Consider the following 23,196-nt stretch of genomic DNA (forward strand, 5'->3'; position numbering starts at 1 on the left):
GCGGGGCGGGGGAGGCGGGGGAGTTCAGGCGACCAGTGCGCTCAGCTTGCGCAGCGATTCATTGAGCGCGGTGGACGCCGAGTCCTTCAGCTTCCCCGCCATCAAGGAGACCGCCGCCCCCGTGAACTCCCCGTCGATCCGCACCGTGGTGGCATCGCCGTCCGGTGTCAGCGAGTAGCGCATGGTGAGGTTCACGCCCATCGGGCCCTTGCCCCGGGTGGTCAGCAGCCGGGCCGGTTCGCACTCCTCGACGGTCCAGGTCACCTCGGCCGGAAAGCCCATCAGCTTCATGTTCTCCTGATAGGTGGCCCCCACCTCCAGTGTGGCCGGGCCGCCCTGCGGGAAGCCGGTGTGGGTGGCGTTCCAGTCGCCGTACGTGGAGAAGTCCGTCAGCCGGGCCCAGACCTTCTCGGCCGGTGCCTCGATGCGTGTCTGCGCGCTGACCTCGGCCATGAGGGAGTCCCTTCGGCGCGTTGCTGCGGGGTGTGGTGCGACGGTGCCGGGCAACGTAGCCCCGGGCCGCGGAACATTCAATACTGACGGGTCATCAGTTCCCGTCCGTCAGGGTCGGTCTCCGCCCCTCTCCTCCCCGAGGAGGAGAACCGGTCATCCACGCCCAACCACGGTGGGATGCGCACATGCTTCCCGGCGAGGATGCTCCGGTCCGAAGGGACTGATGGGGTGAGAGTGTGCAAAGTCCTACCCTTTCCGCCGGCCCGGACGACACCGGATGCGAGGACCGGGTGAGCGACGCGGTGGCCGACGTGATCGCGGGAGCCCGCCGGCGCGCCGTACGCGACGGTGACGCGCAGATCGACACCGCCCATCTGCTGCACGGCCTCCTGGAGTCCGACCCGGACGTACGGGACGCGTTTCCCGGTGGCCTGCCCCAGGTGATCCGGCTGCTGGGGTATCTGGTGCAGCGCGCCATCGGCTACGGGCTCCGGTGGAGCGGCGGCGTCGAGGACTCGGGGGCGGTGCCGTCGGAGGGGAGCGGATTGGCCGGATGGTCGCCCGCCGCGGCGGCCGCCCTCGATACGGCGGTCCGCCGCGCCGCTTCCCGTGGCGCGTCCCGCGCCGACGGCCTCGATCTGCTCGCCGCGTTCGTCCGTGACCGGGAGTGTCGTGCCATGGAAGTGCTGCGGCGCGCGGGTGTCGCCGTCGCGCCACTGGTCAGCGCGTTGGAGGGGGAAATCTGACAGCAGTCACAGGGGTGACGGTGCTGACGCGAGCTGACATGATGGCCCGGTGCGCGTATCCGGAGATCACTCACAGCAGAGGAATGCCGGCCTGGGGCTCGCCCTGCTGTCGGCGTTCACGTTCGGCGGATCGGGTGTCGCCGCCAAACCGCTGATCGAGGCGGGGCTCGCGCCGCTCGAGGTCACCTGGCTGCGGGTGACGGGCGCGGCCCTGGTCCTGCTGCCCCTGGCCTGGCGCCATCGCGGGCTGCTGACCCGCCGCCCCGGACTGCTGGTGGGCTTCGGCCTGCTGGCCGTCGCGGGGGTGCAGGCGTGTTTTTTCGCGGCGCTCTCCCGGATCCCCGTCGGCGTGGCGCTGCTCATCGAATACCTCGCGCCCGCGCTGGTGCTGGGGTGGGTGCGGTTCGTCCAGCGGCGGCCGGTGAGCCGGGCCGCGGCGGTCGGGGTCGTGCTGGCCGTCGGCGGACTCGCCTGTGTGGTGGAGGCCTGGTCCGGGCTGAGCTTCAACCCCCTCGGAGTGCTGCTCGCCCTCGGCGCGGCGTTCTGTCAGGTGGGCTATTTCGTCCTCTCCGACCACGGCAGCGACGGCCAGGACCCGGCGGATCCGCTCGGTGTCATCGCCCATGGACTGCTGATCGGGGCCGTGGTGCTGACCGTGGTCAGCCGCCCCTGGGGCATGGACTGGACGGTCCTCGCCGGGCGCGCCGACCTGGCGGGCTCCCGTGTCCCCGCGGCGGCGCTGCTCGCCTGGATCGTGCTGGTGGCGACGGTGCTCGCGTATCTCACCGGGGTGGTGTCGGTGCGTCGGCTCTCGCCTCAGGTGGCCGGGGTGGTGGCCTGTCTGGAGGCGGTGATCGCGACCGTTCTGGCATGGGTGCTGCTGGCTGAGCACCTGGGCGTGGCGCAGGTCGTCGGCGGTGCGGTGGTGCTGGCCGGCGCCCTGATCGCCCAGACCTCCACCCCGAAGGCCGCGGCGGCCGAGCCGGTGGCCGCCTCGGCGCCGGTGGAGGGGGATCGGGAGTTCACGGCGCGGGGATGACCGGCCCCGCCGCCCCGCGTGCCACGACATGAGCGAAGCCCCGGAGGGCGGCGGGGCGGCCCGGTCAGAGCCGGGTGAGGTAGCCGGGCACCGGCGTGTCGGGTGCGAGGTCGTCGGCGGGGACCGGCGTGCCGTAGGTGTGGGACACCGGCACCACACCGCTCCAGTGGGGGAGTTCCAGGTCCTCGTCGTCGTCGCTGGGCCCGCCGGTGCGGAGCTTCGCGGAGACCTCTTCGAGGTCGAGGCGGAGCACCGCGGTGGCGGCCAGCTCCTTGGCGTTGGCGGGCCGGGAGTCGGCGGCGCGGCCCGGCACCACATGGTCCACCAGGGCGTCCAGGGCCGCGGTGCGCTCGGCCGGATCGGTCACCGGGCGGGCGGTGCCGTGCACCACCACCGAGCGGTAGTTGATGGAGTGGTGGAACGCCGAGCGGGCCAGGACCAGCCCGTCGACATGGGTCACGGTGAGACACACCGGCAGCCCCGGTTCCTCGGTCCCCGGCCCGCCCGCCATGCGCAGCGGCCGCGCCCCAGTCGAACCATGAACGTACAGCCGCTCCCCGACCCGGCAGTAGAGGGTGGGCAGGACGACGGGGGCGCCATCGCGTATGAAGCCCAGATGGCAGACGTAGCCCTCGTCGAGGATCGCGTGCACCACCTCCCGGTCGTACGAGGCGCGCTCGCGGGAGCGGGTGGGCACGGTGCGGTCGGTCGGCGGGTAGGCGTTGTCGGGCGCGTTGGTCGCGGCGGTGGCGTCCGGGGCGGGCATTTGCGTCCTCCATTGCACTAGTGCAAAATAGCGTTTGTGCTAGGAGAATATCCGATCGCGGGTCGTCGCGCAGCCGAGATCGCGGCCAGTGTGGAGCGCGCGGTCGGCGCCGGTGAGCTGCCGCCGGGCCAACTACTGCCTCCCCTGAGGGAGTTGGCCCAGCGGCTGAGCGTGAATCCCAATACGGTCGCGGCCGCCTACCGCGTGCTGCGCGAACGGGGCGTGATCGAGACGGCGGGGCGCCGGGGCAGCCGGGTGCGCTCCCGTCCGTCCAGCACGCCCCGCGAGTGGATCGGCGTCGAGGCCGCCGGTGCGCGCGATCTGTCGAGCGGCAACCCCGACCCCGCGCTGCTGCCCCCGCTCGGCGCGCCGCTCGCGGCGGCCGCGGCGCGCGCGGCGGAGCGCCCCACGCTGTACGGCGCGCCGGACGTCGTCCCCGAGGTGGCCGAGCTCGCCCGGGCCGCCTTCGCCGCGGACGGGGTGCCGCCCGGGCCGGTCGCCGTCACCTCCGGCTCGCTCGACGCGATCGAGCGGGTGCTGGCCGCGCATCTGCGGCCCGGTGACGCGGTCGCGGTCGAGGACCCGGGCTGGGGCAGTCTGCTGGACCTGATCCCGGCGCTCGGACTGCGCGCCGTCCCGGTCGGGGTCGACGACGACGGACCGCTGCCCGAGCGGGTGGAGCGCGCGCTGGCCCAGGGCGCGCGGGCGCTGGTGGTCACCGACCGGGCGCAGAACCCGACGGGCGCGGCGGTGAGCGCGACACGCGCACGTGAGCTGCGGGGCGTGCTCGCCGCCCACCCCGATGTGCTGCTGATCGAGGACGACCACGGGCACGGCATCGTGGACGTCCCCCTGCGCCCCCTGGCCGGGGGCACCGACCACTGGGCGCTGGTCCGCTCCACCGCCAAGGCGTACGGCCCCGATCTGCGGCTCGCCGTGCTCACCGGCGACGCCGTCACCCTGGACCGGGTGCGCGGCCGCCAGCGGCTGGGCCCGGGCTGGGTCAGCCATCTGCTGCAGGACGCGGTCGCCTGGCTGTGGCGGACGGGCGCGGTCGATCCGGCGGTGGTGGCCGCGTCGTACGACACGCGGCGCGCGGCGCTGGTGCGGGCGCTGCGCGAGCGGGGGATCGCCGCGCACGGGCACGGCGGGATGAATGTGTGGGTGCCGGTCCCGGACGAGACCGGCGCGGTCGCCCGGCTGCTGGCCGCGGGCTGGGCCGTCGCCCCCGGGGCGCGCTTCCGCGTGGCCTCGCCACCGGGGGTGCGGCTGACGGTCTCGCCGCTGGCCGCCGACGAGATCGGGCCGGTCGCCGACGCGGTGGCCGCGGCGGTGGGGGCGACGGTATCGGGACGGCTGGACTGAGCGCTCCGCTGGAAGTGTCGCGATGTGTCGGTCGGGCCGACTGCGGCGCCGTCGTGGCTGGTCGCGCCCGCGCGGCGGAGCCGCATATCGACACGGCCCCGCGCCCCTTCGGGGCGCTGCCGAACCGTAGCGGACTTCCTCCGACCTGCTCAGGAGCCTGTGCGATGGACCCGTATGGTTCGGCCACGACCGCCGGACGGGGCCCGGGACGCGCCGGAGCGCCGCTGGGTCAGGGCCGCGTCGATGAGGACGATCACGGCGCCCACCGGCGTGTTCCAGGTGAGGTGCTCCCCGAGGATCGCCACGCCCGCGGTGGTGGCGATCACCGGGACGAAGTATGTGACCATCATCGCCGTCGTCGGGCCGACCTCGTCGACGAGCCCGTACTGGACCAGGAACGCCACCCCGGTGCCCAGCGCGCCCAGGGCGAGCACCGAGAGCAGGGGCAGGACCGGGAAGGAGGTGGGCGTCGTCGCGAACACCGGTGCCACGAGGGCGAGTTGCACCGTGCCGAGCAGCAGCTGCCCGCCGGACATCGACAGATGGGAGTGGCCGGTGTCGCTCAGCGTGCGCCGGACGTACTGCCAGCCGACCGCGTAGCTGGCCGAGGCGATCAGCGCCAGCGCCGTTCCCAGCGGATCCTGGCCGGAGAAGCCCTGCCAGGCGCCCAGCACGATCAACACGCCGATGAAGCCGAGCCCGAGGCCCGCGACACGCTGACGGGTCGGCCGGTCGTCGGAGACCACGACCACCGCGAGCAGCATCCCCCACAGCGGCGAGGCGGCGTTGCAGATCCCGGCCAGAGTGGAGGGGATGGTCAGCTCGGCGTAGGCGAACAGCGAGAACGGCAGCGCGTTCAGGAAGAACGCGGCCACCGCCAGATGGCCCCAGACCCGCGCCCCGCGCGGCAGCCGCTCCCGCTTCACCACCAGCGTGACCAGCAGCACGGCGGTGCCGAACAGCATCCGCCCGAGCGTGACGTACAAGGGGGCGAACGCCTCATTGCCCACCTTGATGAAGAGAAAGCTGAAACCCCAGACCAGGGAGAGCGCGCCGAAGCGGACGCGCCAGTCGAGGAGCGGTCGGCGGACGGGTTCGGAGGGGGAGGGCTCCGCGGTGGAGGCGGCGGCAGGGGGCGCCGAGGCGGCGGCTGAGGTCATGCCTTTACGATGTAGGCCGCAACCTCTTAGGACAAGCGAGAATTCGTTCGCGATATCGCGTAGTATTCCTTACATGAACCTGGATCGCCTCCGCACGCTGCACGCCGTGGCCCGCCACGGATCCGTGAGCGGGGCGGCCGAGGGGCTGCATGTCACCACCTCCGCCGTCTCGCAGCAACTCGCCAAGCTGGAGCGGGAGACCGGTCAGCAATTGCTCGCCAAGAACGGGCGCGGGATCCGGCTCACCGACGCCGGGCGGCTGCTCTCCGACCACGCGGCGCGCATCCTCTCCCAGGTGGAGCTGGCCCAGGCGGATCTGGAGGCGCAGCGCGGCCACGCCGTCGGCGAGCTGCTGCTGGGCGCGTTCCCGACCGCCGTCCGCGGTCTCTTCCCGGACGCGCTGAGCCGGCTGCGCACCGAGCATCCGCAGCTGAATGTGCGGCTCCAGGAGATGGAGCCCGATGAGTCGGTGCCCTCGGTGGTGCGCGGCGACATCGATCTGGCCGTGGTCCTGGACTGGTACAACAAACCGCTGCCGATGCCCGGCGGGCTGGTGAAGGCCGCCCTGCTGGACGATCCGGTGGATGTCGCGATGCCCGCCGACCACCCCCTCGCCGGCCGGCACGCGGTCGAGCCGGAGGACTTCGTGGACGACGAGTGGATCTCCTGGCCCAAGGGCGGGTTCTGCTATGACTGGCTGATGGTGACCCTGCGCGGCAAGGGCATCGAGCCGAGGATCCGGCACACCGCGCATGAGCACCACACCCAGCTCTCGCTGATCGCCGCCGGGCTGGGCATCGCCGTGGTGCCCCGGCTGGGCCGCGGCCCGGTGCCCGAGGGGGTGCGGATGGTGCCCGTCAGCCAGCCCACGATGCGGCGGCACATCTACGCGATCTGGCGCGCCGACGCCGATCGCAGGCCGTCGATCCGGGCGGCGGTCGAGGTGCTGCGGTCGGTCGGCGAGAAGATCATCGACTGACCGTCCCCCGACCCGGGCCGCTCAGCCCTGCGGCATCTTCCGGAAGTCCCAGGAGCGGATCGCCTCGGGGACCAGACGCAGCCAGGCATGGCGCCCGTCGTGCGGCATGGCGTCCAGGTCCAGGCCGAAGTACTTCGCCGCGAACATCCGCTCCGGCGTGTCGAGTTCGGGGCACGACACGCCGGTGCGCGGCTGCTCGCCGACGGGGACCGCCTCGCCGGAGAGCTCCACCCCGCGCAGTTCGCCGTAGTCGTGCCCGTCGTCGACCACCACCGCGATCCGCGGATCGCGGCGCAGCTCGGCCCAGCGGCGGCTGCGGGTCAGGGAGTACAGCCACAGGGTGGTGCCGTCCCAGCAGAACCACAGCGGGCTGATATGCGGCCGTCCGTCCGCGGATACGGTCGCCACCCGGCAGATGCGCTGTTCGGCGAGGAAGGCGTCCAGCTCGTCCTGGCTCATCATGATGCGGCGCCCTCGCCGCTGGGTGACGGTCATCCGACCTGTACCTCCCGGTAACCCGTTGTGGGGCACAGGATGATGGCTCTTCCTTGATGACGCAAGGGACGCTACTCTCCCGCGCCGTGACCCCGAGCCCCCACGAAGACGCCGTGACCCCACGCGAAGACGCCGCGCACCCGCGCCCCCGCGAAGACCTCGTGGAACTGCTCCGGCCGGAAGGCTGCGCCCTGCTCACCGTCGAATGCCAGCGCGGTGTGGTGGGGCCGGACAGCGCGCTGCCCGAACTGGCCGCCGTGGCCCAGGAGTCCGGTGCGCTCGGGCGTGTCGCCCAGTTGGTGGCGGCCGCCCACGACACGGGCGTCCAGGTGCTGCACGCGGTGGCCGAGCGACGCGCCGACGGACGCGGCGCGAGCCGCAACGCACCGCTGTTCCGGGCCGTCGAACGGCTGCCGGTCCGGCAGCTCACCGGAAGCGCGGCGGTGGAGATCGCCGAACCGGTTCCGGTGGCGCCCGAGGACCTGGTCGTACGGCGGCTGCACGGTCTCTCGCCGATCGCCGGGACCGACGTGGACGCGCTGCTGCGCAATCTGGGCCGCCGCACGCTGGTCATCACCGGCGTGTCGGCCAATGTGGCGATCCCGGCCGCCGTCTTCGACGCCGTCAACCTCGGCTATGCGGCCGTGGTGCCCGAGGACGCGATCGCCGGGGTGCCCGCCTCGTACACCCCGGCGATGGTCCGTCACACCCTCGCCCTCGTGGCCGCCGTCACAACGGCCGACGAGGTGGCCGCCTGCTGGCGGCAGACGGCCGTCACGCCATCCAGATCGAACTTCCCTGCACCTTGATCTGCGCGCCCGGCAGCGGCTTCTGCGCCGGGCCGCCCTTCACGCTGCCGTCGGTGATGTCGAACTTGCTCTGGTGGCAGGGGCAGTTGATGGTGCCGCCGCTCACATCGCCGACCGAGCAGCCCTGGTGCGTACAGATCGACGAGAACGCCTTGAAGTCACCCGCCTTGGGCTGGGTCACCACGACCTTGTGGTCCTTGAAGACCATGCCGCCGCCCTCGGGGATCTGGGAGGTCTTGGCCAGCTCCATGCCGTCCCCGCCGCCCGACTGGCCGCCCTCCGCGCTCTGCGACGCGCTCTGCGACGGCTGCGCGCCCCCGGCGTCCTGGGCGCTGTCCGCGCTGCCGCCGCCCGAACCGCCGTCGTCGTCCTTGCCGCATGCGGCAAGCGTGGCGGCCAGCCCGGCCGCTCCGGCCGCGGTGACGACGGCACGGCGGGTGGTGCCCTGCCCGGGGATTGCCGACTGCGTCATGGTGGTGCCTCCTGCTAGGGGGACGTTTCACGGTTCTGTACGGACGGCGGGGCCGCCGCGTTCAGCCGAACCCGGGCATCCTCGCGCGCCGGGCCGGAAAATCGCTTTGCCGACCGCCCGGCCGTGCCATGAGAATGCCGGTCTATGGGACATCTGGAGGCCGCGCACCTCGCCTACTTTCTGCCCGACGGCCGGCTGCTGCTCGGCGATGTGTCGTTCCGCGTCGCCGAGGGCACGGTGGCCGCCCTGGTCGGGCCCAACGGGGCGGGCAAGACCACGCTGCTGCGGCTGGTCTCCGGCGAGGCGGAGCCGCACGGCGGCACGGCCACGGTCAGCGGCTCCCTGGGGGTGATGCCGCAGTTCATCGGCTCCGTGCGCGATGAGCGGACGGTGCGCGACCTGCTGGTGTCGGTGGCCCAGCCCCGGATCCGCGAGGCCGCCCGCGCGGTGGACGAGGCCGAGCTGGCGATCATGGAGCGGGACGACGAGGCCGCCCAGCTGGCCTACGCCCAGAGCCTGAGCGACTGGGCCGAGGCGCGCGGCTACGAGGCCGAGACCGTGTGGGACATGTGCACCACCGCCGCGCTCGGAGTGCCGTACGAACGGGCCCAGTGGCGCGAGGTGCGCACGCTCAGCGGCGGCGAGCAGAAGCGGCTGGTGCTGGAGGCGCTGCTGCGCGGGCCCGACGATGTGCTGCTGCTGGACGAGCCGGACAACTACCTGGACGTACCGGGCAAGCAGTGGCTGGAGGAGCGGCTGCGCGAGACCCGTAAGACCGTGCTGTTCATCAGCCACGACCGGGAGCTGCTGGCCCGCGCGGCCGCCCGGATCGTCAGCGTCGAGCCGAGCCCGGCGGGCAGCGACGTGTGGGTGCACGGCGGCGGCTTCGCCACCTACCACGAGGCACGCGAGGAGCGGTTCGAGCGCTTCGAGGAGCTCCGGCGGCGCTGGGACGAGAAACACGCCCAGCTCAAACGGCTGGTGCTGGACATGCAGCGGTACGCGGCCCGCAGCGACGAGATGGCCTCCCGCTACCAGGCCGCCAAGACCCGGCTGCGGAAGTTCGAGGAGGCCGGGCCGCCACCGGAGCCGCCGCGCAAACAGGACATCACCATGCGGCTCGCGGGCGGACGCACCGGGGTGCGGGCGCTGACCTGCCGGGCGCTGGAGCTGGAGGGGCTGATGCGCCCCTTCGACCTGGAGGTCTTCTACGGCGAGCGGGTGGCCGTACTGGGCTCCAACGGCTCGGGCAAGTCCCACTTCCTGCGGCTCCTGGCGGGGCAGAGCGTCGCCCACCGGGGGGAGTGGAAGCTGGGCGCGCGGGTCGTGCCCGGCCACTTCGCCCAGACCCACGCCCATCCGGAGCTCTTCGGGCGCACGCTGGTGGACATCCTGTGGACCGAACACGCCCGGGACCGGGGACGCGCGATGAGCGCGCTACGGCGCTATGAGCTCGACCGCCAGGGCGACCAGACCTTCGACCGGCTCTCGGGCGGTCAGCAGGCCCGGTTCCAGATCCTGCTGCTCGAACTGTCCGGGACGACGGCGCTGCTGCTGGACGAGCCCACGGACAACCTGGACCTGGAGTCGGCCGAGGCGCTGCAGGAAGGGCTCGAAGCCTACGAGGGCACGGTGCTCGCGGTCACCCACGACCGCTGGTTCGCGCGGTCCTTCGACCGCTATCTGGTCTTCGGATCGGACGGCGTGGTCCGCGAGACGGCGGAGCCGGTCTGGGACGAGCGCCGCGTCGACCGGGTCCGCTGAGCGCTCCGCGGGAAGTGGCGCGAGGCGCGGTCGTTCATCCGCGGCCGCGTCGTGTTCAGCGAGGCCGCTTGGCCGCGCCGCTACCGCGTTACGGAAATCCGGGCCGGACACGGCGCCTCCACTGGTGGTTGACGTCGAAGCCGCCGCGCGGCGCCGCGATGAGTATCTGGGCGGCCACCGCCGGCGCGCCGATCAGCCCGGTGGTCCGGGGACCGGCGAACGACGGGGCGATGGCCGGGGCGACCACCAGCAGGGGGCCGAGGTGGATAGGTGACGGGGCCAGCAGATCGACGACGGTGATCACCACGATCAGCCCGACGGGGATCGCCACCAAGGCGTGCCCAGGTGCCCAGATTGCCATGGCCTCGTCAGGTCGGTGGGCCGCCGGCGCACTCCCACGTCTTCCCCTGTGCACCCTCCCGGCTACCGGGGCTCCCTCCCCACCGGGCCCCACGCCCCCTGCCGGCCGGCCCGGACCCGGCCGATCGCCGCCGGAAGCACCGGGACGGCGGCTTCCCGGTCCGCCAGGCGCCGCAGCTCCTGGGCCGCCGCGCGTTCGATCTCCGACGCCTCCGCTTCCGCCCGCTCCCGGGCGTAGGCGGAAACCAGGCCGGGCAGCCAGAACCGGGGCACGGCGCCGGGGGTGCCCGGGTGGACGACCTTCAGCAGCCGGGTGTCCGCCAGCCGTTCCAGCGCTTCCGCCACGTCGGGCACGGCGAGGCTCGGCAGCTCGGTCCCCGGGGGCGCGGACAGCACCCGGACACCGGACCGTCCGAGCATGCGGAACAGCCGGCGATCGTCCTCGGCCAGCCGGTGGTAGGCCGGGGCGAAGCAGGAACGCACGCTCAGCGGGCCATGGGTGAGCTCGTCCAGCGGCCTGGACCGGTGCGTCAGCCGGTGGGCGAGGTCACCGAAACTCCAATGGGGCCGGGCCGCGAGCCTGGCCGCGGCGATGCGCAGGGCGAGCGGCAGACAGCCGCACAGCCGGGCCACCTCGCGCGCCGCCGCGAGGTCCCGGTCCACCCTCGATGTGCCCAGGACCCGCCGGAAGAGCAGCAGGGCCTGGTGCGGGCTCATATCGGCGTGCTCGACCCGGGAGGTGAAGGGGAGACTGGTCAGCCGCGCCCGGCTGGTGATGATGACCGCGCTCTCCACATTGCCCGGCAGCAGATGCCGGACCTGCGCCTCGTCGGCCGCGTCGTCGAGCACCGTGAGGACGCGCCGGCCGCGGAGGCTGTCACGGAAGCAGGCGGCCTGGGCCCCGATCCCCTCGGGCAGCGCCGACATCGGGTGGTCCAGCGCGAGAAGCATCTGGGCGAGCGCCGCCGCGGGGTCGGTGGGGTGCCCGGTGCTGCCCCCGAGGTCGACGTAGAGCTGGCCGTCCGGGAACCAGGGGCGCAGCCGGTGCGCCAGATGGACGGCGGTCGCCGTCTTCCCCGCTCCGCCCTGGCCGGTGATGGCGGTGACGGCCGTGGCGGTGCGGTCGCTCGCCGTCAGGGCGGGCGCCAGTACGTCCGTGGTCTCACAGGGCACGAAGTCGGCTATGTCGCCGGGGAGTTGGGAGGGCGTCCGGCGGCTCGCCAGCACCGCGAACGGCGGCCATACGGCGGTCGGTCCGTGGTGCTTCGCCTGCGGTGACAGCAGGGCCCGGTACAGGCGCTGCACATCGGGGGTCGGCTCGGTGCCGAGTTCCTCGGCGAGCTTGGCCCGCAGATCGGCGTAGACGGCCAGGGCCTCGGCGGGACGGCCCGACTGGTGGAGGGCCGACATCAGGTGGCGGTACAGGGTCTCGCGCAGCGGATACCGCTCGATGAGCGGCTTGAGCCTGCTCACCACCTGGGCGTGGGCGCCCATGGCCAGCATCACATCGGTCTGCTCCTCCAGGGCGACCAGCCGCAGTTCGGCCAGCCGGTCGGCCTCCGCCGCGACGCAGTCGCCCGCGTCGGCGTCGCTGAACGCGTCCCCTTCCCAGAGGGAAAGCGCGCGCTTGAGCCTGACCGCCGCCCCGTCGAGATAGCCCTTGTCCCGTTCCCGCATGGCGGCGGCGAGCAGCTTCTCGAACTGCTCGGAGTCGACTTCGGCGGGCACCAGCCGATATCCGCCCGGCTGGGTCGATATTACGGACGTGACGGTGTCCGATCCGGCCAGGGACCGGAAAAGCGACCTGAGCCGGGACACCCTGACATGCACCGCGTTGACCCGTTTGGTCGGAGGCGGATCCGGCGTTGTCGCCTCGACAATGTGATCGGTCGAGACCGATTGTCCCGCATGGGCTAAGAGTTCGGCCAAGAACGCCCTGTCTCGCCTCCCGACCAGGGTTATCGGCGGGCCTTCCCCGTCGGAGACTCGCAAGGATCCCAGAACGTAGAACTTCACGGCGCGATCGTTGCACGGCACTCGCCCGAAAACCATCCTTGCTGATGGGAGAGTTGATCGGGAACTTGCTCGGGAAGTCGACCGGGGAAGTCGACCGGGGAAGTCGACCGGGAAATGGCCCGCACCTGGCGTGCGCGGCGATACCCGGCGCGCGCGGCGATTGACGCTACGCCACGCCCAATTGCGCAGCAAGCCCCGTGGACACTACCGGTCACGTTGATCGCCGCGCTCGTGATCCCCGCATCGCCGGTGCTAATTTCGGCCGTATGACATCCGCGACTCCGGAGGAACACGTGCCCGCCGGGCAAGGGGCGATCTCCGGCTAAAGCCAACCGGCCTGTTCACTCTTGTCGCCGTTCGCGGTTCGGTGTTCGCCGGTCGTCGGTGCTGCTGCAATTCCTATGGCCGCGCGCCGTTGTCTCCCAGGGTTCCCGGAAGCGGAGAGCGCGGGCTCATATCGCGAGGAACCGTCTTGCTGTCTTCTTTCGGAGTGCTACTGTGACCCGTTCTGGAATGACCCCGGACGAACTGCGGGAACGTCTGGCTCCACTGCCGCGGCACGAGCGGCTGGAGATTCTCCTCGGGCTCGTGTGCAGCAAGGTCGCCGAACAACGGGAAACCGGCGACGCGCGGTCCATCGACGCCCACACCCCCTTCCGCGCGCTCGGCCTCGTGCGTGACAAGGCGGCGGCCCTGCTGAGGAGTCTCACCGCGGCCACCGGTGTTCCGCTCTCCTCCGTCGCCGTCTTCGACCACCCCGATCCCGCCGCGCTCGCCGCTCATCTGCTCACCCGGCTCACCGGCCCGGAAGAGGAACTGGCGGAAGAGGAGAGGAGGGAGGACGAGAAGGCGGCGCGCCTGCCGGTGGCGCGCGTCCATACCGGCGGCCGGGCCGAAGACCCCATCGCCATCGTGGGAATGGCCTGCCGCTTCCCCGCCGGGATCACCTCCCCCGAAGAGCTGTGGGAGTTCCTCGAGCAGGGTGGCGACGCCGTAACCGGCTTCCCGGTGGACCGTGAATGGGACGTGGCGGGCATCTATCACCCCGACCCGGAGCACATGGGCACCTCCTACACCCGTTCCGGAGCCTTCATCGGCGATGTCGCCGACTTCGACGCGGATTTCTTCGGCATTTCACCCCGCGAGGCCGTGGCGATGGACCCGCAGCAGCGGCTGCTGCTGGAAGTGGCCTGGGAAGCGGTGGAGCGGACCGGAATAGCACCGCACACCCTGCGCGGGAGTTCCACCGGGGTCTTCATCGGCACCAATGAGCAGGACTATCTGTCGCGCTTCTTCCAGCCCCCCGAGGAGAGCGAGGGATTCCTCATCTCCGGCAACGCGGCGAGCGTCCTGTCCGGCCGCGTCTCCTATGTGCTGGGCCTCCAGGGCCCTTCGGTGAGCGTGGACACCGCGTGCTCCTCCTCCCTCGTGGCCCTGCACCAGGCGTGCCGGTCGCTGCGCGACGGGGAGTGCGACCTGGCGCTCGGCGGGGGAGTGGCGCTGATGTCCTCACCCGGCGCCTTCATCGACTTCGCCCGCAAGCGGGTGCACGCCGCCGACGGCAGGTGCAAGGCGTACGCGGACACCGCCGACGGCACCGGCTGGGGCGAGGGAGCGGGGGTCCTCGTACTGGAGCGGCTGGCCGACGCCCGCCGCGCCGGTCACCGCGTCCTCGCCCTGATCCGCGGCACCGCGGTGAACCAGGACGGCGCCTCCAACGGGCTCTCCGCGCCCAACGGGCCCTCCCAGGAACGGGTGATACGGCAGGCGCTCGCCGACGGCGGGCTGGAGCCGGGCCAGGTGGACGCGGTCGACGGCCACGGCACCGGAACGCCCCTCGGCGACACCATCGAGGCACAGGCGCTGCTGGCCACCTACGGCCGGGGCCGGGACGGGGACCGGCCGCTGTGGCTGGGGTCGATCAAGTCCAACATCGGGCACACCCAGGCGGCCTCCGGTGTCGCCGGTCTCATCAAGATGGTCAAGGCCATGGAGCACCGGTGGCTGCCGAAGACCCTGCATGTCGACACCCTTTCCCGGCGGGTCCCGTGGGACTCGGGCGCGGTGCGGGTGCTGGACAGCGGCCGCGCCTGGCCGGAAGGCGAGGAGCCGATGCGGGCCGGCGTGTCGTCCTTCGGCGTCTCCGGGACCAACGCCCACCTCGTCGTCGAGCAGCCCCCCGCGGCGACCGCCGCGGAGCCCGCCACCGGCCCCGCGTCCGCCACTGGCCCCGCGTCCGCCACCGGCCCCGCGTCCGCCACCGCGGTGCCGTGGGTGCTGTCCGCCCGGTCCGCCGACGCCCTGCGGGAGCAGGCCGGGCGGCTGCGGACCACGGTGGCGCGGAACACCGCGGCCTCCGTCACCGACATCGGAGCGGCCCTGGCCACCACCCGCTCGCCCTTCACCCACCGGGCGGTGCTCGTCGGATCGGACCGGGAGGCGTTCGAGGACCTCCTCGCGGCCGTCGAGCGGGGCGAAACCGCCGAGCACGCGGTGACCGGCGCCGCTCGCCCCGGCCTCGGCCGCCCCGTGTTCGTCTTCCCCGGACAGGGTGCCCAGTGGCCCGGGATGGGCGCCGACCTCCTCGACTGGTCGCCCGCCTTCGCCCGTGCCCTCCGCGCGGTCGACGCCGCCTTCGCCCCCCTGGTGACCTGGTCGGTGGAGGACATCCTGCGGCAGCGCCCCGGCGCGCCGTCGCTGGACGAGCCCGAAGTGCTCCAGCCGGTGTCGTTCGCCGTGTCGGTCGCCCTGGCCGAGCTGTGGCGGGCCCACGGTGTGGAACCGGCCGCCGTGCTCGGCCACTCCCAGGGCGAGGTGGCCGCCGCCGTGGTCGCCGGAGCCCTCGGCCTGGAGGACGCCGCCCTGATCATGGTCGTCCGCACCCGGGCCCTGATGCGGCTGCTCGGCAACGGAGCCATGGCGGCGGTGGACCTGCCCCTGGACGAGGTGGAGCGCCGGCTCGGCGGCTACGACGGCGAGATCTCCGTCGCGGCCGTCAACGGCCCCACCCAGATCACCGTCTCCGGCACCCCCGGGGCCGTCGACGCCCTGCTGGAGGAGGTGCGCGCGGAAGGCGTCCGGGTACGCAGGATTCGCGGCGCCGCCGCCGCGGGCCACTCCGCGCAGGTCGAGGCGTTGCGCGAGGAACTGGTCTCCGGACTGGCCGCCGTGACGCCGCGTTCGACGCATGTCCCGTTCTACTCCTCGGTGACCGGGGAGCCGGTGGACACCACGCGGCTGGACGCCGGGTACTGGTACGACAACGCCCGCCGGACCGTGCGCTTCGACCTGGCCGTACGGGCCGCGATGGCCGAGGGGCACACGGCGTTCCTGGAGGCCGGTCCGCATCCGCTCCTCACCGCGGCCGTCCAGGACCTGGCGTTCGACGCCCGGGTCCCGGCGGTAGCCGGTGGCTCGCTGCGCCGGAACGAGGACGGGCCCATGTGCTTCCGGCGCGCCGCGGCCGAGTTCTACACGGCCGGGGTCGACATCGACTGGACCACGGCCTTCCCCGACCCGCCCCGCACCCGCGTCGACCTGCCCACCTACCCCTTCCAGCGGGGGCGCTTCTGGCTCAAGGCCGCGGCTCCCACCCCGGTTCCCGCGGCAGGTCCGTCGTCCGCCGCCGCGGACCCGGCACGGGACTCCTTCTGGCGCGCCGTCGAGGACGAGGACCTCACCGCGCTCACCGGTGTCCTCGGCCTGGCCGGCGACGGCCTGGCCGCCGCCCTCGCGGACGTCCTCCCGGCCATGGCCACCTGGCACCGGCGCCACCGTACCGACGCCTGGCGCTACCGGATCGCCTGGGAACCCCTCGGGCCGGCGCGCCCGGACCCCGCGGGCGACCGCGGCCCCTGGCTCGTGGCCGTACCGGCGGAACACGCCGAACACGCCGTCCCCCGGGCCGTGGTGGACGCGGTGCGCGGGCGCACCGAGACGGTGCTGACCCTGGCGGTCGAGGCCAAGGACGACCGGGTGTCCCTCACCGACCGGATCCATGACCTCCTCCCCGGCCGGCCGCTCTCCGGGGTGGTGTCCCTCCTCGCGCTGGACGACGACACGCCGTCCGAGGCCGCCCCCGGCGTACCGGCGGGCACCGCGCACACCGCCGCGCTGATGCAGGCGCTCGGGGACGCGGGGACGGACGTGCCCCTGTGGCTGATCACGCGGGGCGCCGTCGCCACCGGCGACGGCGATCCGGTGACCCGCCCCGTCCAGGCGCAGACCTGGGCCCTGGGCCGGGTGCTCGCCCTGGAGCACCCCGACCGGTGGGGCGGTGTGATCGACCTGCCCGCCGAGCCGGGTCCGGCCGCGGTGCGCACCCTCACCGCACTGCTCGCCGGCGGCGACGACGACCAGCTCGCCATCCGGGACGCCGGTGTGTTCACCCGCCGCCTGACCCGCGCGACCGACGCCGCACCGGGCACCGGCGGATGGCGCCCGGACCCCGACGGCACGGTCCTCATCACCGGTGGCACCGGTGCGCTGGCCGGTCATGTCGCCACCTGGCTGGCCGACCAGGGCGCCGGGCACCTGATGCTCGCCGGCCGGCGCGGCCCCGAGGCCCCGGGCGTGGCGGAACGCGTGGCCGAACTCAGGGCGCGCGGCACCGAGGTCACCGTGGTCGCCTGCGACATGCGCGACCGGGACGCGGTACGCGACCTGCTCGCCGACGTCCCCGGGCGCCACCCGCTCACCGCCGTCGTGCACTGCGCGGGGATCGGCCGCCTTCAGGCCCTGGCCGACACCACACCACAGGACTTCTCCGACGTCTTCGCCGCGAAGGCCGAGGGCGCGCGCCATCTGCACGAACTCACCGAGGAGATGGGCATCCGCCTGGACGCCTTCATCCTCTTCTCGGCCGTCTCCGCGGTGTGGGGCGTCGGCCGCCAGGGCCACTACGGGGCGGCCAACGCCTATCTGCTCGCGCTCGCGGAGCACCGCCGGAGCCGGGGCCTCGCCGCCACCGCGGTCGCCTGGACCGGCTGGACCGGGGACGGTATGGCCGTGGCGGACGCCTCGCGGGAGACCCTGCGGCGGCACGGTCTGCCCGACGGCGCCTTCGACCGCCTCGGCATGACCGAGGAGGAGGCCGCCGCCGAGACCGGAGAGCTCTGGGGGCTGCGCGGTATCGACCCGCGGACCCAGCTGGAGGTCCTGCGCACGGCCCTGGACCGCGGCGACGCGGTCACCATGGTGGCCGACGTGGACTGGGAACGGTTCACCACCGGTTACGCGTCCGCGCGCCGCCGGCCGCTGCTCGCCGGGATCCCGGAGGCGCTGGCGCTGATGGAGCGTCTCGACGCCCCACCCACCGAGCCGACCGGCGAGGGCGACGGCTCCGGCGCGGCGCGGACGCCCGAGGACTGGCAGCGCGGGCTGGCCTCCGCCACCCCCGAGGAGCAGCGGGCCAGGGTCCTGGAGCTGGTCCGCGACCGGCTCGCCGAGGTCCTGGGGCACGGCTCGCCCGAGGACGTCGACCCCGACCGCCCGTTCCTCGAGATGGGCCTCGACTCCGTCTCGGCGGTCCAGCTGCGCAACCGCCTCGGCACCGCGGTGGGGCTGCGGCTGCCCGCGACCATCGCCTTCAACCACCCGACCCCGCGCGAACTCGCCGGATACGTATGGTCCAACGTGGCGCCGCCCGCCGCCGAGGCCGACGGCGCCGCGACGGAGGGCACCCCCGCCGAAGCACCGGCCGCCGCCCCCACCGCGGCGTCCGACGACACCCTGGTCCAGCTCTACAACTACGCCTGCGCCCACGGCCACGTGGACGAGGCGGTGAAGATGCTGTACGTCGCGGGCCGGCTGCGCCCCGCCTACTCCGCCCCGGACGAGCCGGCCACCCGCCCCGTACCGGTGCGTCTGGCGGAGGGCCCGGACCGCCCCTCGCTCATCTGCCTCACCCCCTACGTCGCACCCGCGGGCGCCCACCAGTACGCGCGCTTCGCCGCGCCCTTCCGGGGCGTCAGGGATCTGTGGGCGCTCTCCCACCCCGGTTTCGCCAAGGGCGAGCCGCTCCCCGCCGACCTCGACACGCTCTTCGCCACCCAGGCGCGGACGGTGCTCGACACCGCGGGGGACACGCCGTTCGTCCTGCTCGGCTACTCCTCCGGTGGCTGGGTCGCCCATGGCACCGCGGCCCGGCTCGAGGAACTCGGCCGACCGCCCGCCGCGGTGGTGATGCTGGACAGCTTCAGCCTCCGCCACCGCGAGGACAACCGGGTCTTCTCCACGATGATGAACCAGCACCACGAGCGGGAGGGGGACCTGGAGGTCCCGCCCGAGGAGCTCACGGCCATGGGCCGCTACCTGCCGATGTTCCACCAGTGGAGCGACATCCCCGCCCTCTCCGTACCCACCCTGCTGGTACGGGCCGAGGAGCAGGCCGTGCTCAACCCCGAGACCGGGGCCGTCACACCGCCGCCGGAGCACGTGGACATCACGGTTCCGACCCCCGGCAACCACTACTCGATGATGCAGGAACACGCCCCGCGCACCGCCGAGGCCGTCCGGACCTGGCTGGCGGACACCTTCGCCACCCGATGAGCCCGCACCCGGTCCGCGCCCTGCCGTCCGCAGCACGTCAACCCAGCATGTGAACGAGGAGCCCCTTCCATGGTCAAATCCCTCTACGAGCTCGGTGAACTGCCCCCGCTGGGCGAGGTCCCCCAGCAGATGTACGCCTCCCTCATCCGCCAGGATCGCTTCGGAGAGCCGGTCAAGGCGTTCCGCACCGAGGTGGTCGACGTCCCCGCGGTCGGGCCCGGCCAGGTGCTGGTCTATGTGATGGCCGCGGGCATCAACTACAACAACGTCTGGGCCGCCGGCGGCCAACCCGTCGACGTCATCGCCGCACGGCAGAAGTTCGGTCTCCCCGAGGACTTCCACATCGGCGGTTCGGAAGGCTCCGGGGTGGTGTGGGCGGTCGGCCCCGGCGTCCGCCACGTCCGGCCCGGAGACCAGGTGGTCCTCTCCGGAGGGCAGTGGGACGAGACGGCCGAGGACATCCGCCTCAGCGGCGAGCCCCCGTTCTCCAGCTCCGCCCTGGCCTGGGGATATGAGACCAACTACGGCTCCTTCGCCCAGTTCTGCCTGGTCAACGAGGTCCAGTGCCACCCCAAGCCGGAGAACCTCTCCTGGGAGGCGGCGGCCTGCTTCATGCTCTCGGCGCCCACCGCCTACCGCCAGCTCTTCGGCTGGCCGGGCCATACGGTACGCCCCGGCGACCCGGTGCTCATCTGGGGCGGCGCGGGCGGCCTCGGCTCCAGCGCCATCCAGCTGACCCGGATGGTCGGCGGCATCCCCATCGCCGTGGTGTCCGACGACCGGCGTGCCGAGTTCTGCCTCGAACTCGGCGCCCGGGGGGCCATCAACCGCAATGACTTCGACCACTGGGGCCGGCTCCCCGACGCGGACGACGAGGAGGGCATGGCCCGCTTCCTGCGCGGTGCGCGGGCCTTCGGCAAGAAGATCTGGGAGATCCTCGGCGAGCGCGCCGCACCGAGGATCGTCTTCGAGCACAGCGGCCGGGCGACCCTGCCCACCTCCGTCTACCTGTGCGCCACCGGCGGCATGGTGGTGATCTGCGGTGGCACCTCCGGCTACAACGGGGACATCGACCTGCGCCACCTCTGGATGCGGTCCAAGCGGCTCCAGGGTTCGCACGGCGCCAACACCCGGGAGTTCCGCGAGGTGACCAAGCTGGTGAGCGAGGGCGTCCTCGACCCCTGCCTCACCCGCTGCGACGACTTCGAGGGAGTCGGCCGGCTGCACCAGCTGATGCACGACAACACCCACCCCGGCGGCAACATGTCCGTCCTCGTCAACGCCCCCGAGCGCGGCATGAACACCCTGCCTGCCTGATCGGGCCACCCATACGCCCAGGAGAACACCGTGCACCAACCCCCTCATGCCGCCGAGCGGCCGGCACCGGAGCCGGGGGCGGCGCCCGCCCCCCGCACCGTCCATCCGCTCGAGATGGCGAACGGCACCAGACTGTGGCTCGTCACCGGATACGCGCCGGTGCGCCAGGCGCTGTCGGACCCCCGGTTCGCCAAGGACTCCTGGCAGATCATGCGGATCCTGCGGGACCGCCGGATCCAGGCCCATCAGGAGATCTTCAGCCAGGCGCTCAGCCACCACATGCTCAACACCGATCCGCCCGAGCACCACCGGCTGCGGCACATGGTGAACAAGGGCTTCACCCAGCGCCGGGTGCGGCGGCTGCGGCCCCGTATCGAGCAGATCACCGATCAACTGCTGGACGCCGTCCAGGGGCAGGACTCGGCCGACCTCATCGACGCCCTGGCCTTCCCGCTGCCCATCACCGTGATGTGCGAACTGCTCGGCGTGCCCGAGGAGGACCGGCGCACCTTCAGGTCCTGGACCAACGCCTTCGTCCTGGCGGTCGAGCCCGAGGTCTTCAGGGACGCGAGCGTCTCCATGGACGCGTATATCCGTGAGCTGGTGGCCGCCAAACGCGCGGCGCCCGGGGACGACATGATCTCGGCCCTCGCCACCGAGGACAGCGAGTCGGCGCTGGACGACGAGGAAATCGCGGCCATGGCCGTGCTGTTGCTCGCGGCCGGCCATGAGACCACCGTGAACCTCATCGGCAACGGCGCACTGGCCCTGGTGACCCACCCCGACCAGTTCGCCGCCCTGCGCGCCGACCGCTCCCTGCTGCCCGGGGCCATCGAGGAGTTCCTGCGCTACGAGAGCCCGGTCAACCAGGCGACCATGCGCTTCACCAAGGAACCGGTCGAGATCGGCGGCGTGCTCATACCGCAGGACGAGTTCGTGATGGTGAACGTGGATTCCGCCAACCACGACCCCGAGCGGTTCCCCCAGCCCGGTCGGCTGGACCTGCAGCGGGACGCCCGGGGCCATGTCTCCTTCGGGCACGGCATCCACTTCTGCCTCGGCGCGCCGCTGGCCCGGCTGGAGGCCGAAGTCGTCTTCACCAAGCTGCTCGACCGCTTCGAGACGATCGAACTCGCCACTCCGGTGGCCCAGCTGGAATGGCGCAGCAGCACTCTGATGCGCGGGCTGGAAAGCCTGCCGCTGCGCATGGCATAAGCCGGAACATGGACAACTCGCCGCTATTGGCGGGGCGTTGTTGGCAGCATGTGTCCGAAACTCTTGAATCCCTTGATCGGCCGAACGTAATGTCCTGGAGCGTCGGCCCCAACACATGCGAAGAAGGCAGAGGAAGAGCAAATGAACGCACTTGTGCAGGAGCGCCGCGATGACATCAGGGAAATCGTCTGCGACATCCTCGAAATCGATTCGGAGGAATTGAAGGACAGCAGCCTTCTGAAGGAGGACCACGACGCCGACTCCCTGCGGGCCATCGAGATCCTGGCCGCCCTGGAGAAGACGTTCGGAATCTCCATCGACCAGGCGGAGATGGCGCGCATGGTGAACCTCGACGGCATTTACGCGGTGGTCGCCGAGGCGGGCGAAAAGTAGGAGCGGAACGGGACTTCGATCGGCCGGCCGGGAGTTGAGGAGAGAGCGGGATCATGCGGAGCGAGGCCCCTCACCGAGTCGTCGTCACCGGTATGGGAGCGATATCCAGCATCGGCATCGGAACGGCTGACTTTCTCACCGGGCTGCGCTCCGGGCGCAGCGCGGTGCGGCCCATCACGGCGTTCGACACCGAGGGATTCGCCCACGCCATGGGGTGCGAGGTGACGGGCTTCGCCCCCGAGGACCACATCCGCAACGTCCCCCCGCACACGCTGGGCCGGGCGGGCCAGTTCTCGGTGTCGGCCGCCCGGATGGCCGTCGAGGACGCCGGGCTGGACGAGGCGGAGCTGCGGGCCCGCCGGGGTCTGACCGCGATCGGCACCACCGACGGCGAGGCCCGGGACATGGACCGGCTGGTCGAGACCGAGGTGTCGAAGGGGCCCGAGGCGATGGACCCGGTGGTGGCCGAGCGGGTCACCGCGGGCCGGCTGTCGTCGGCGGTGGCGCGCGAGTTGGGCCTGCGGTCGGTGGAGGCGGTCACCCTGCCCACCGCCTGCGCCGCCGGGAACTACGCCATCGGCTACGGGTACGACGCCATCAGCTCCGGGGACGTGGACTACGCGCTGTGCGGCGGCGCCGACGCGCTCTGCCGCAAGACGTTCACCGGCTTCTACCGGATCGGCACCATCGCGCCCGAGAAGTGCCGGCCTTTCGACAAGGACCGTCAGGGAATACTCACCGGCGAGGGCGCGGGGGTACTGGTCCTGGAGAATCTGGAGTCCGCCCGGGCGCGGGGCGCGCGCATCCACGCCGAAGTGCTCGGGTTCGCCTTGAACTGCGATGCGCACCATCCGGTCGCACCCGATGAGGACAGCGTGGCCGACTGTATGCGGCTCGCGCTGGAGAATGCCGGAGTGGGGCCCGGAGATGTCGATTTCATCTCCGCCCACGGCACCGGGACCCGGGCCAACGACGTGACCGAGGCCGCCGCCGTGCGCCGGGTGTTCGGGGCGGACACGGCCCCGCGCACGATTTCCATGAAATCGATGCTGGGTCACAGCATGGGGGCCGCGAGCGCGCTCGCCTCGATCGGCTGTGTGCTCGCCATCGTCGAAGGGTTCATCCCGCCCACGATCAACCATGTCGAGACCGACCCCGAATGCGGCCTCGACTGTGTGCCCAATGAGGCCGTCGCCGCCAAACCGAGAGTCGTGCAGAACAACGGCCTCGCCTTCGGGGGAAACAACGCTGTGCTGATCTTGGGCAAATACGAGGAGGAACAGACGTGGCACGGGTGA

Annotated in this window: 18 protein-coding genes; 11 read left to right on the top strand and 7 right to left on the bottom strand. The window is 72.5% G+C overall.

Features of this window, described 5'->3' with window-relative positions:
* Positions 1 to 24: 24 nt before the first annotated feature.
* Positions 25 to 453, bottom strand: a complete 429-nt coding sequence (locus JK364_RS31340; RefSeq protein WP_201854724.1) for a type II toxin-antitoxin system Rv0910 family toxin — start codon at positions 451 to 453, stop codon at positions 25 to 27.
* A gap of 236 nt (positions 454 to 689) precedes the next feature.
* Here JK364_RS31340 and JK364_RS31345 point away from each other — a divergent pair, with 236 nt between their 5' ends.
* Together JK364_RS31345 and JK364_RS31350 are read left to right on the top strand one after the other, a co-directional pair.
* Positions 690 to 1,199, top strand: coding sequence for a Clp protease N-terminal domain-containing protein (locus JK364_RS31345; protein WP_201854725.1), 510 nt, complete (start codon positions 690 to 692; stop codon positions 1,197 to 1,199).
* 49 nt (positions 1,200 to 1,248) lie between these two features.
* Positions 1,249 to 2,238 carry an EamA family transporter gene (locus tag JK364_RS31350; RefSeq protein WP_201854726.1) on the top strand — a complete coding sequence of 330 codons (990 nt, stop codon included), beginning with the start codon at positions 1,249 to 1,251 and terminating at the stop codon, positions 2,236 to 2,238.
* A gap of 64 nt (positions 2,239 to 2,302) precedes the next feature.
* Here the strand turns inward: JK364_RS31350 and JK364_RS31355 are convergent, their stop codons facing one another.
* Positions 2,303 to 3,004, bottom strand: a complete 702-nt coding sequence (locus JK364_RS31355; protein ID WP_201854727.1) for a pyridoxamine 5'-phosphate oxidase family protein — start codon at positions 3,002 to 3,004, stop codon at positions 2,303 to 2,305.
* Positions 3,005 to 3,040: 36 nt separating this feature from the next.
* On the opposite strand from JK364_RS31355, the gene JK364_RS31360 reads away from it, so the two are divergent.
* Complete coding sequence (locus JK364_RS31360; protein WP_201854728.1) at positions 3,041 to 4,369, top strand: aminotransferase class I/II-fold pyridoxal phosphate-dependent enzyme; 1,329 nt, start codon at positions 3,041 to 3,043, stop codon at positions 4,367 to 4,369.
* A gap of 149 nt (positions 4,370 to 4,518) precedes the next feature.
* Here the strand turns inward: JK364_RS31360 and JK364_RS31365 are convergent, their stop codons facing one another.
* Positions 4,519 to 5,529 carry a DMT family transporter gene (locus JK364_RS31365; protein ID WP_201854729.1) on the bottom strand — a complete coding sequence of 337 codons (1,011 nt, stop codon included), beginning with the start codon at positions 5,527 to 5,529 and terminating at the stop codon, positions 4,519 to 4,521.
* Positions 5,530 to 5,602: 73 nt separating this feature from the next.
* On the opposite strand from JK364_RS31365, the gene JK364_RS31370 reads away from it, so the two are divergent.
* Positions 5,603 to 6,508, top strand: coding sequence for a LysR family transcriptional regulator (locus JK364_RS31370; RefSeq protein WP_201854730.1), 906 nt, complete (start codon positions 5,603 to 5,605; stop codon positions 6,506 to 6,508).
* A gap of 21 nt (positions 6,509 to 6,529) precedes the next feature.
* Here the strand turns inward: JK364_RS31370 and JK364_RS31375 are convergent, their stop codons facing one another.
* Complete coding sequence (locus JK364_RS31375) at positions 6,530 to 7,003, bottom strand: pyridoxamine 5'-phosphate oxidase family protein (RefSeq protein WP_201854731.1); 474 nt, start codon at positions 7,001 to 7,003, stop codon at positions 6,530 to 6,532.
* 56 nt (positions 7,004 to 7,059) lie between these two features.
* Here JK364_RS31375 and JK364_RS31380 point away from each other — a divergent pair, with 56 nt between their 5' ends.
* Entirely contained in the window at positions 7,060 to 7,812 is a 753-nt protein-coding gene (locus JK364_RS31380) for a cysteine hydrolase family protein (protein WP_230992795.1), read from the top strand.
* On the opposite strand, the gene JK364_RS31385 is transcribed toward JK364_RS31380, so the two are convergent.
* Positions 7,778 to 8,284, bottom strand: a complete 507-nt coding sequence (locus JK364_RS31385; RefSeq protein ID WP_201854732.1) for a Rieske (2Fe-2S) protein — start codon at positions 8,282 to 8,284, stop codon at positions 7,778 to 7,780. The genes JK364_RS31380 and JK364_RS31385 overlap by 35 nt on opposite strands.
* Before the next feature lie 144 nt (positions 8,285 to 8,428).
* Here JK364_RS31385 and JK364_RS31390 point away from each other — a divergent pair, with 144 nt between their 5' ends.
* On the top strand, positions 8,429 to 10,048 hold the full coding sequence (locus tag JK364_RS31390; RefSeq protein ID WP_201854733.1) for an ATP-binding cassette domain-containing protein: 1,620 nt from the start codon (positions 8,429 to 8,431) through the stop codon (positions 10,046 to 10,048).
* Between the two features lie 88 nt (positions 10,049 to 10,136).
* On the opposite strand, the gene JK364_RS31395 is transcribed toward JK364_RS31390, so the two are convergent.
* Positions 10,137 to 10,409 (bottom strand): hypothetical protein, encoded by a 273-nt coding sequence (locus JK364_RS31395; RefSeq protein WP_230992796.1) that lies wholly within the window; start codon positions 10,407 to 10,409, stop codon positions 10,137 to 10,139.
* Positions 10,410 to 10,471: 62 nt separating this feature from the next.
* A complete protein-coding gene (locus JK364_RS31400; protein WP_201854734.1) occupies positions 10,472 to 12,136 on the bottom strand; it encodes an AfsR/SARP family transcriptional regulator in 1,665 nt (554 codons plus the stop codon).
* An 801-nt stretch (positions 12,137 to 12,937) separates the two neighbouring features.
* Between JK364_RS31400 and JK364_RS31405 the strand changes: the two genes are divergently transcribed.
* The 5 genes from JK364_RS31405 to JK364_RS31425 all read left to right on the top strand — a co-directional run bounded on the left by JK364_RS31405 (position 12,938) and on the right by JK364_RS31425 (position 23,196).
* Complete coding sequence (locus tag JK364_RS31405; RefSeq protein ID WP_201854735.1) at positions 12,938 to 18,973, top strand: type I polyketide synthase; 6,036 nt, start codon at positions 12,938 to 12,940, stop codon at positions 18,971 to 18,973.
* 69 nt (positions 18,974 to 19,042) lie between these two features.
* Entirely contained in the window at positions 19,043 to 20,290 is a 1,248-nt protein-coding gene (gene ccrA / locus JK364_RS31410) for a crotonyl-CoA carboxylase/reductase (RefSeq protein ID WP_201854736.1), read from the top strand.
* Between the two features lie 30 nt (positions 20,291 to 20,320).
* Positions 20,321 to 21,505: a cytochrome P450 family protein gene (locus JK364_RS57655; protein WP_201854737.1), complete on the top strand. Its 1,185-nt coding sequence runs from the start codon at positions 20,321 to 20,323 to the stop codon at positions 21,503 to 21,505.
* 141 nt (positions 21,506 to 21,646) lie between these two features.
* The gene (locus tag JK364_RS31420) at positions 21,647 to 21,898 is read left to right on the top strand and encodes an acyl carrier protein (RefSeq protein WP_201854738.1); all 252 of its coding nucleotides are present in this window, start codon (positions 21,647 to 21,649) and stop codon (positions 21,896 to 21,898) included.
* Positions 21,899 to 21,951: 53 nt separating this feature from the next.
* Positions 21,952 to 23,196 (top strand): beta-ketoacyl-[acyl-carrier-protein] synthase family protein, encoded by a 1,245-nt coding sequence (locus JK364_RS31425; RefSeq protein ID WP_201854739.1) that lies wholly within the window; start codon positions 21,952 to 21,954, stop codon positions 23,194 to 23,196.

It is taken from the genome of Streptomyces endocoffeicus (assembly GCF_016741935.1).
GTDB classification, from domain to species: Bacteria; Actinomycetota; Actinomycetes; order Streptomycetales; family Streptomycetaceae; genus Streptomyces; species Streptomyces endocoffeicus.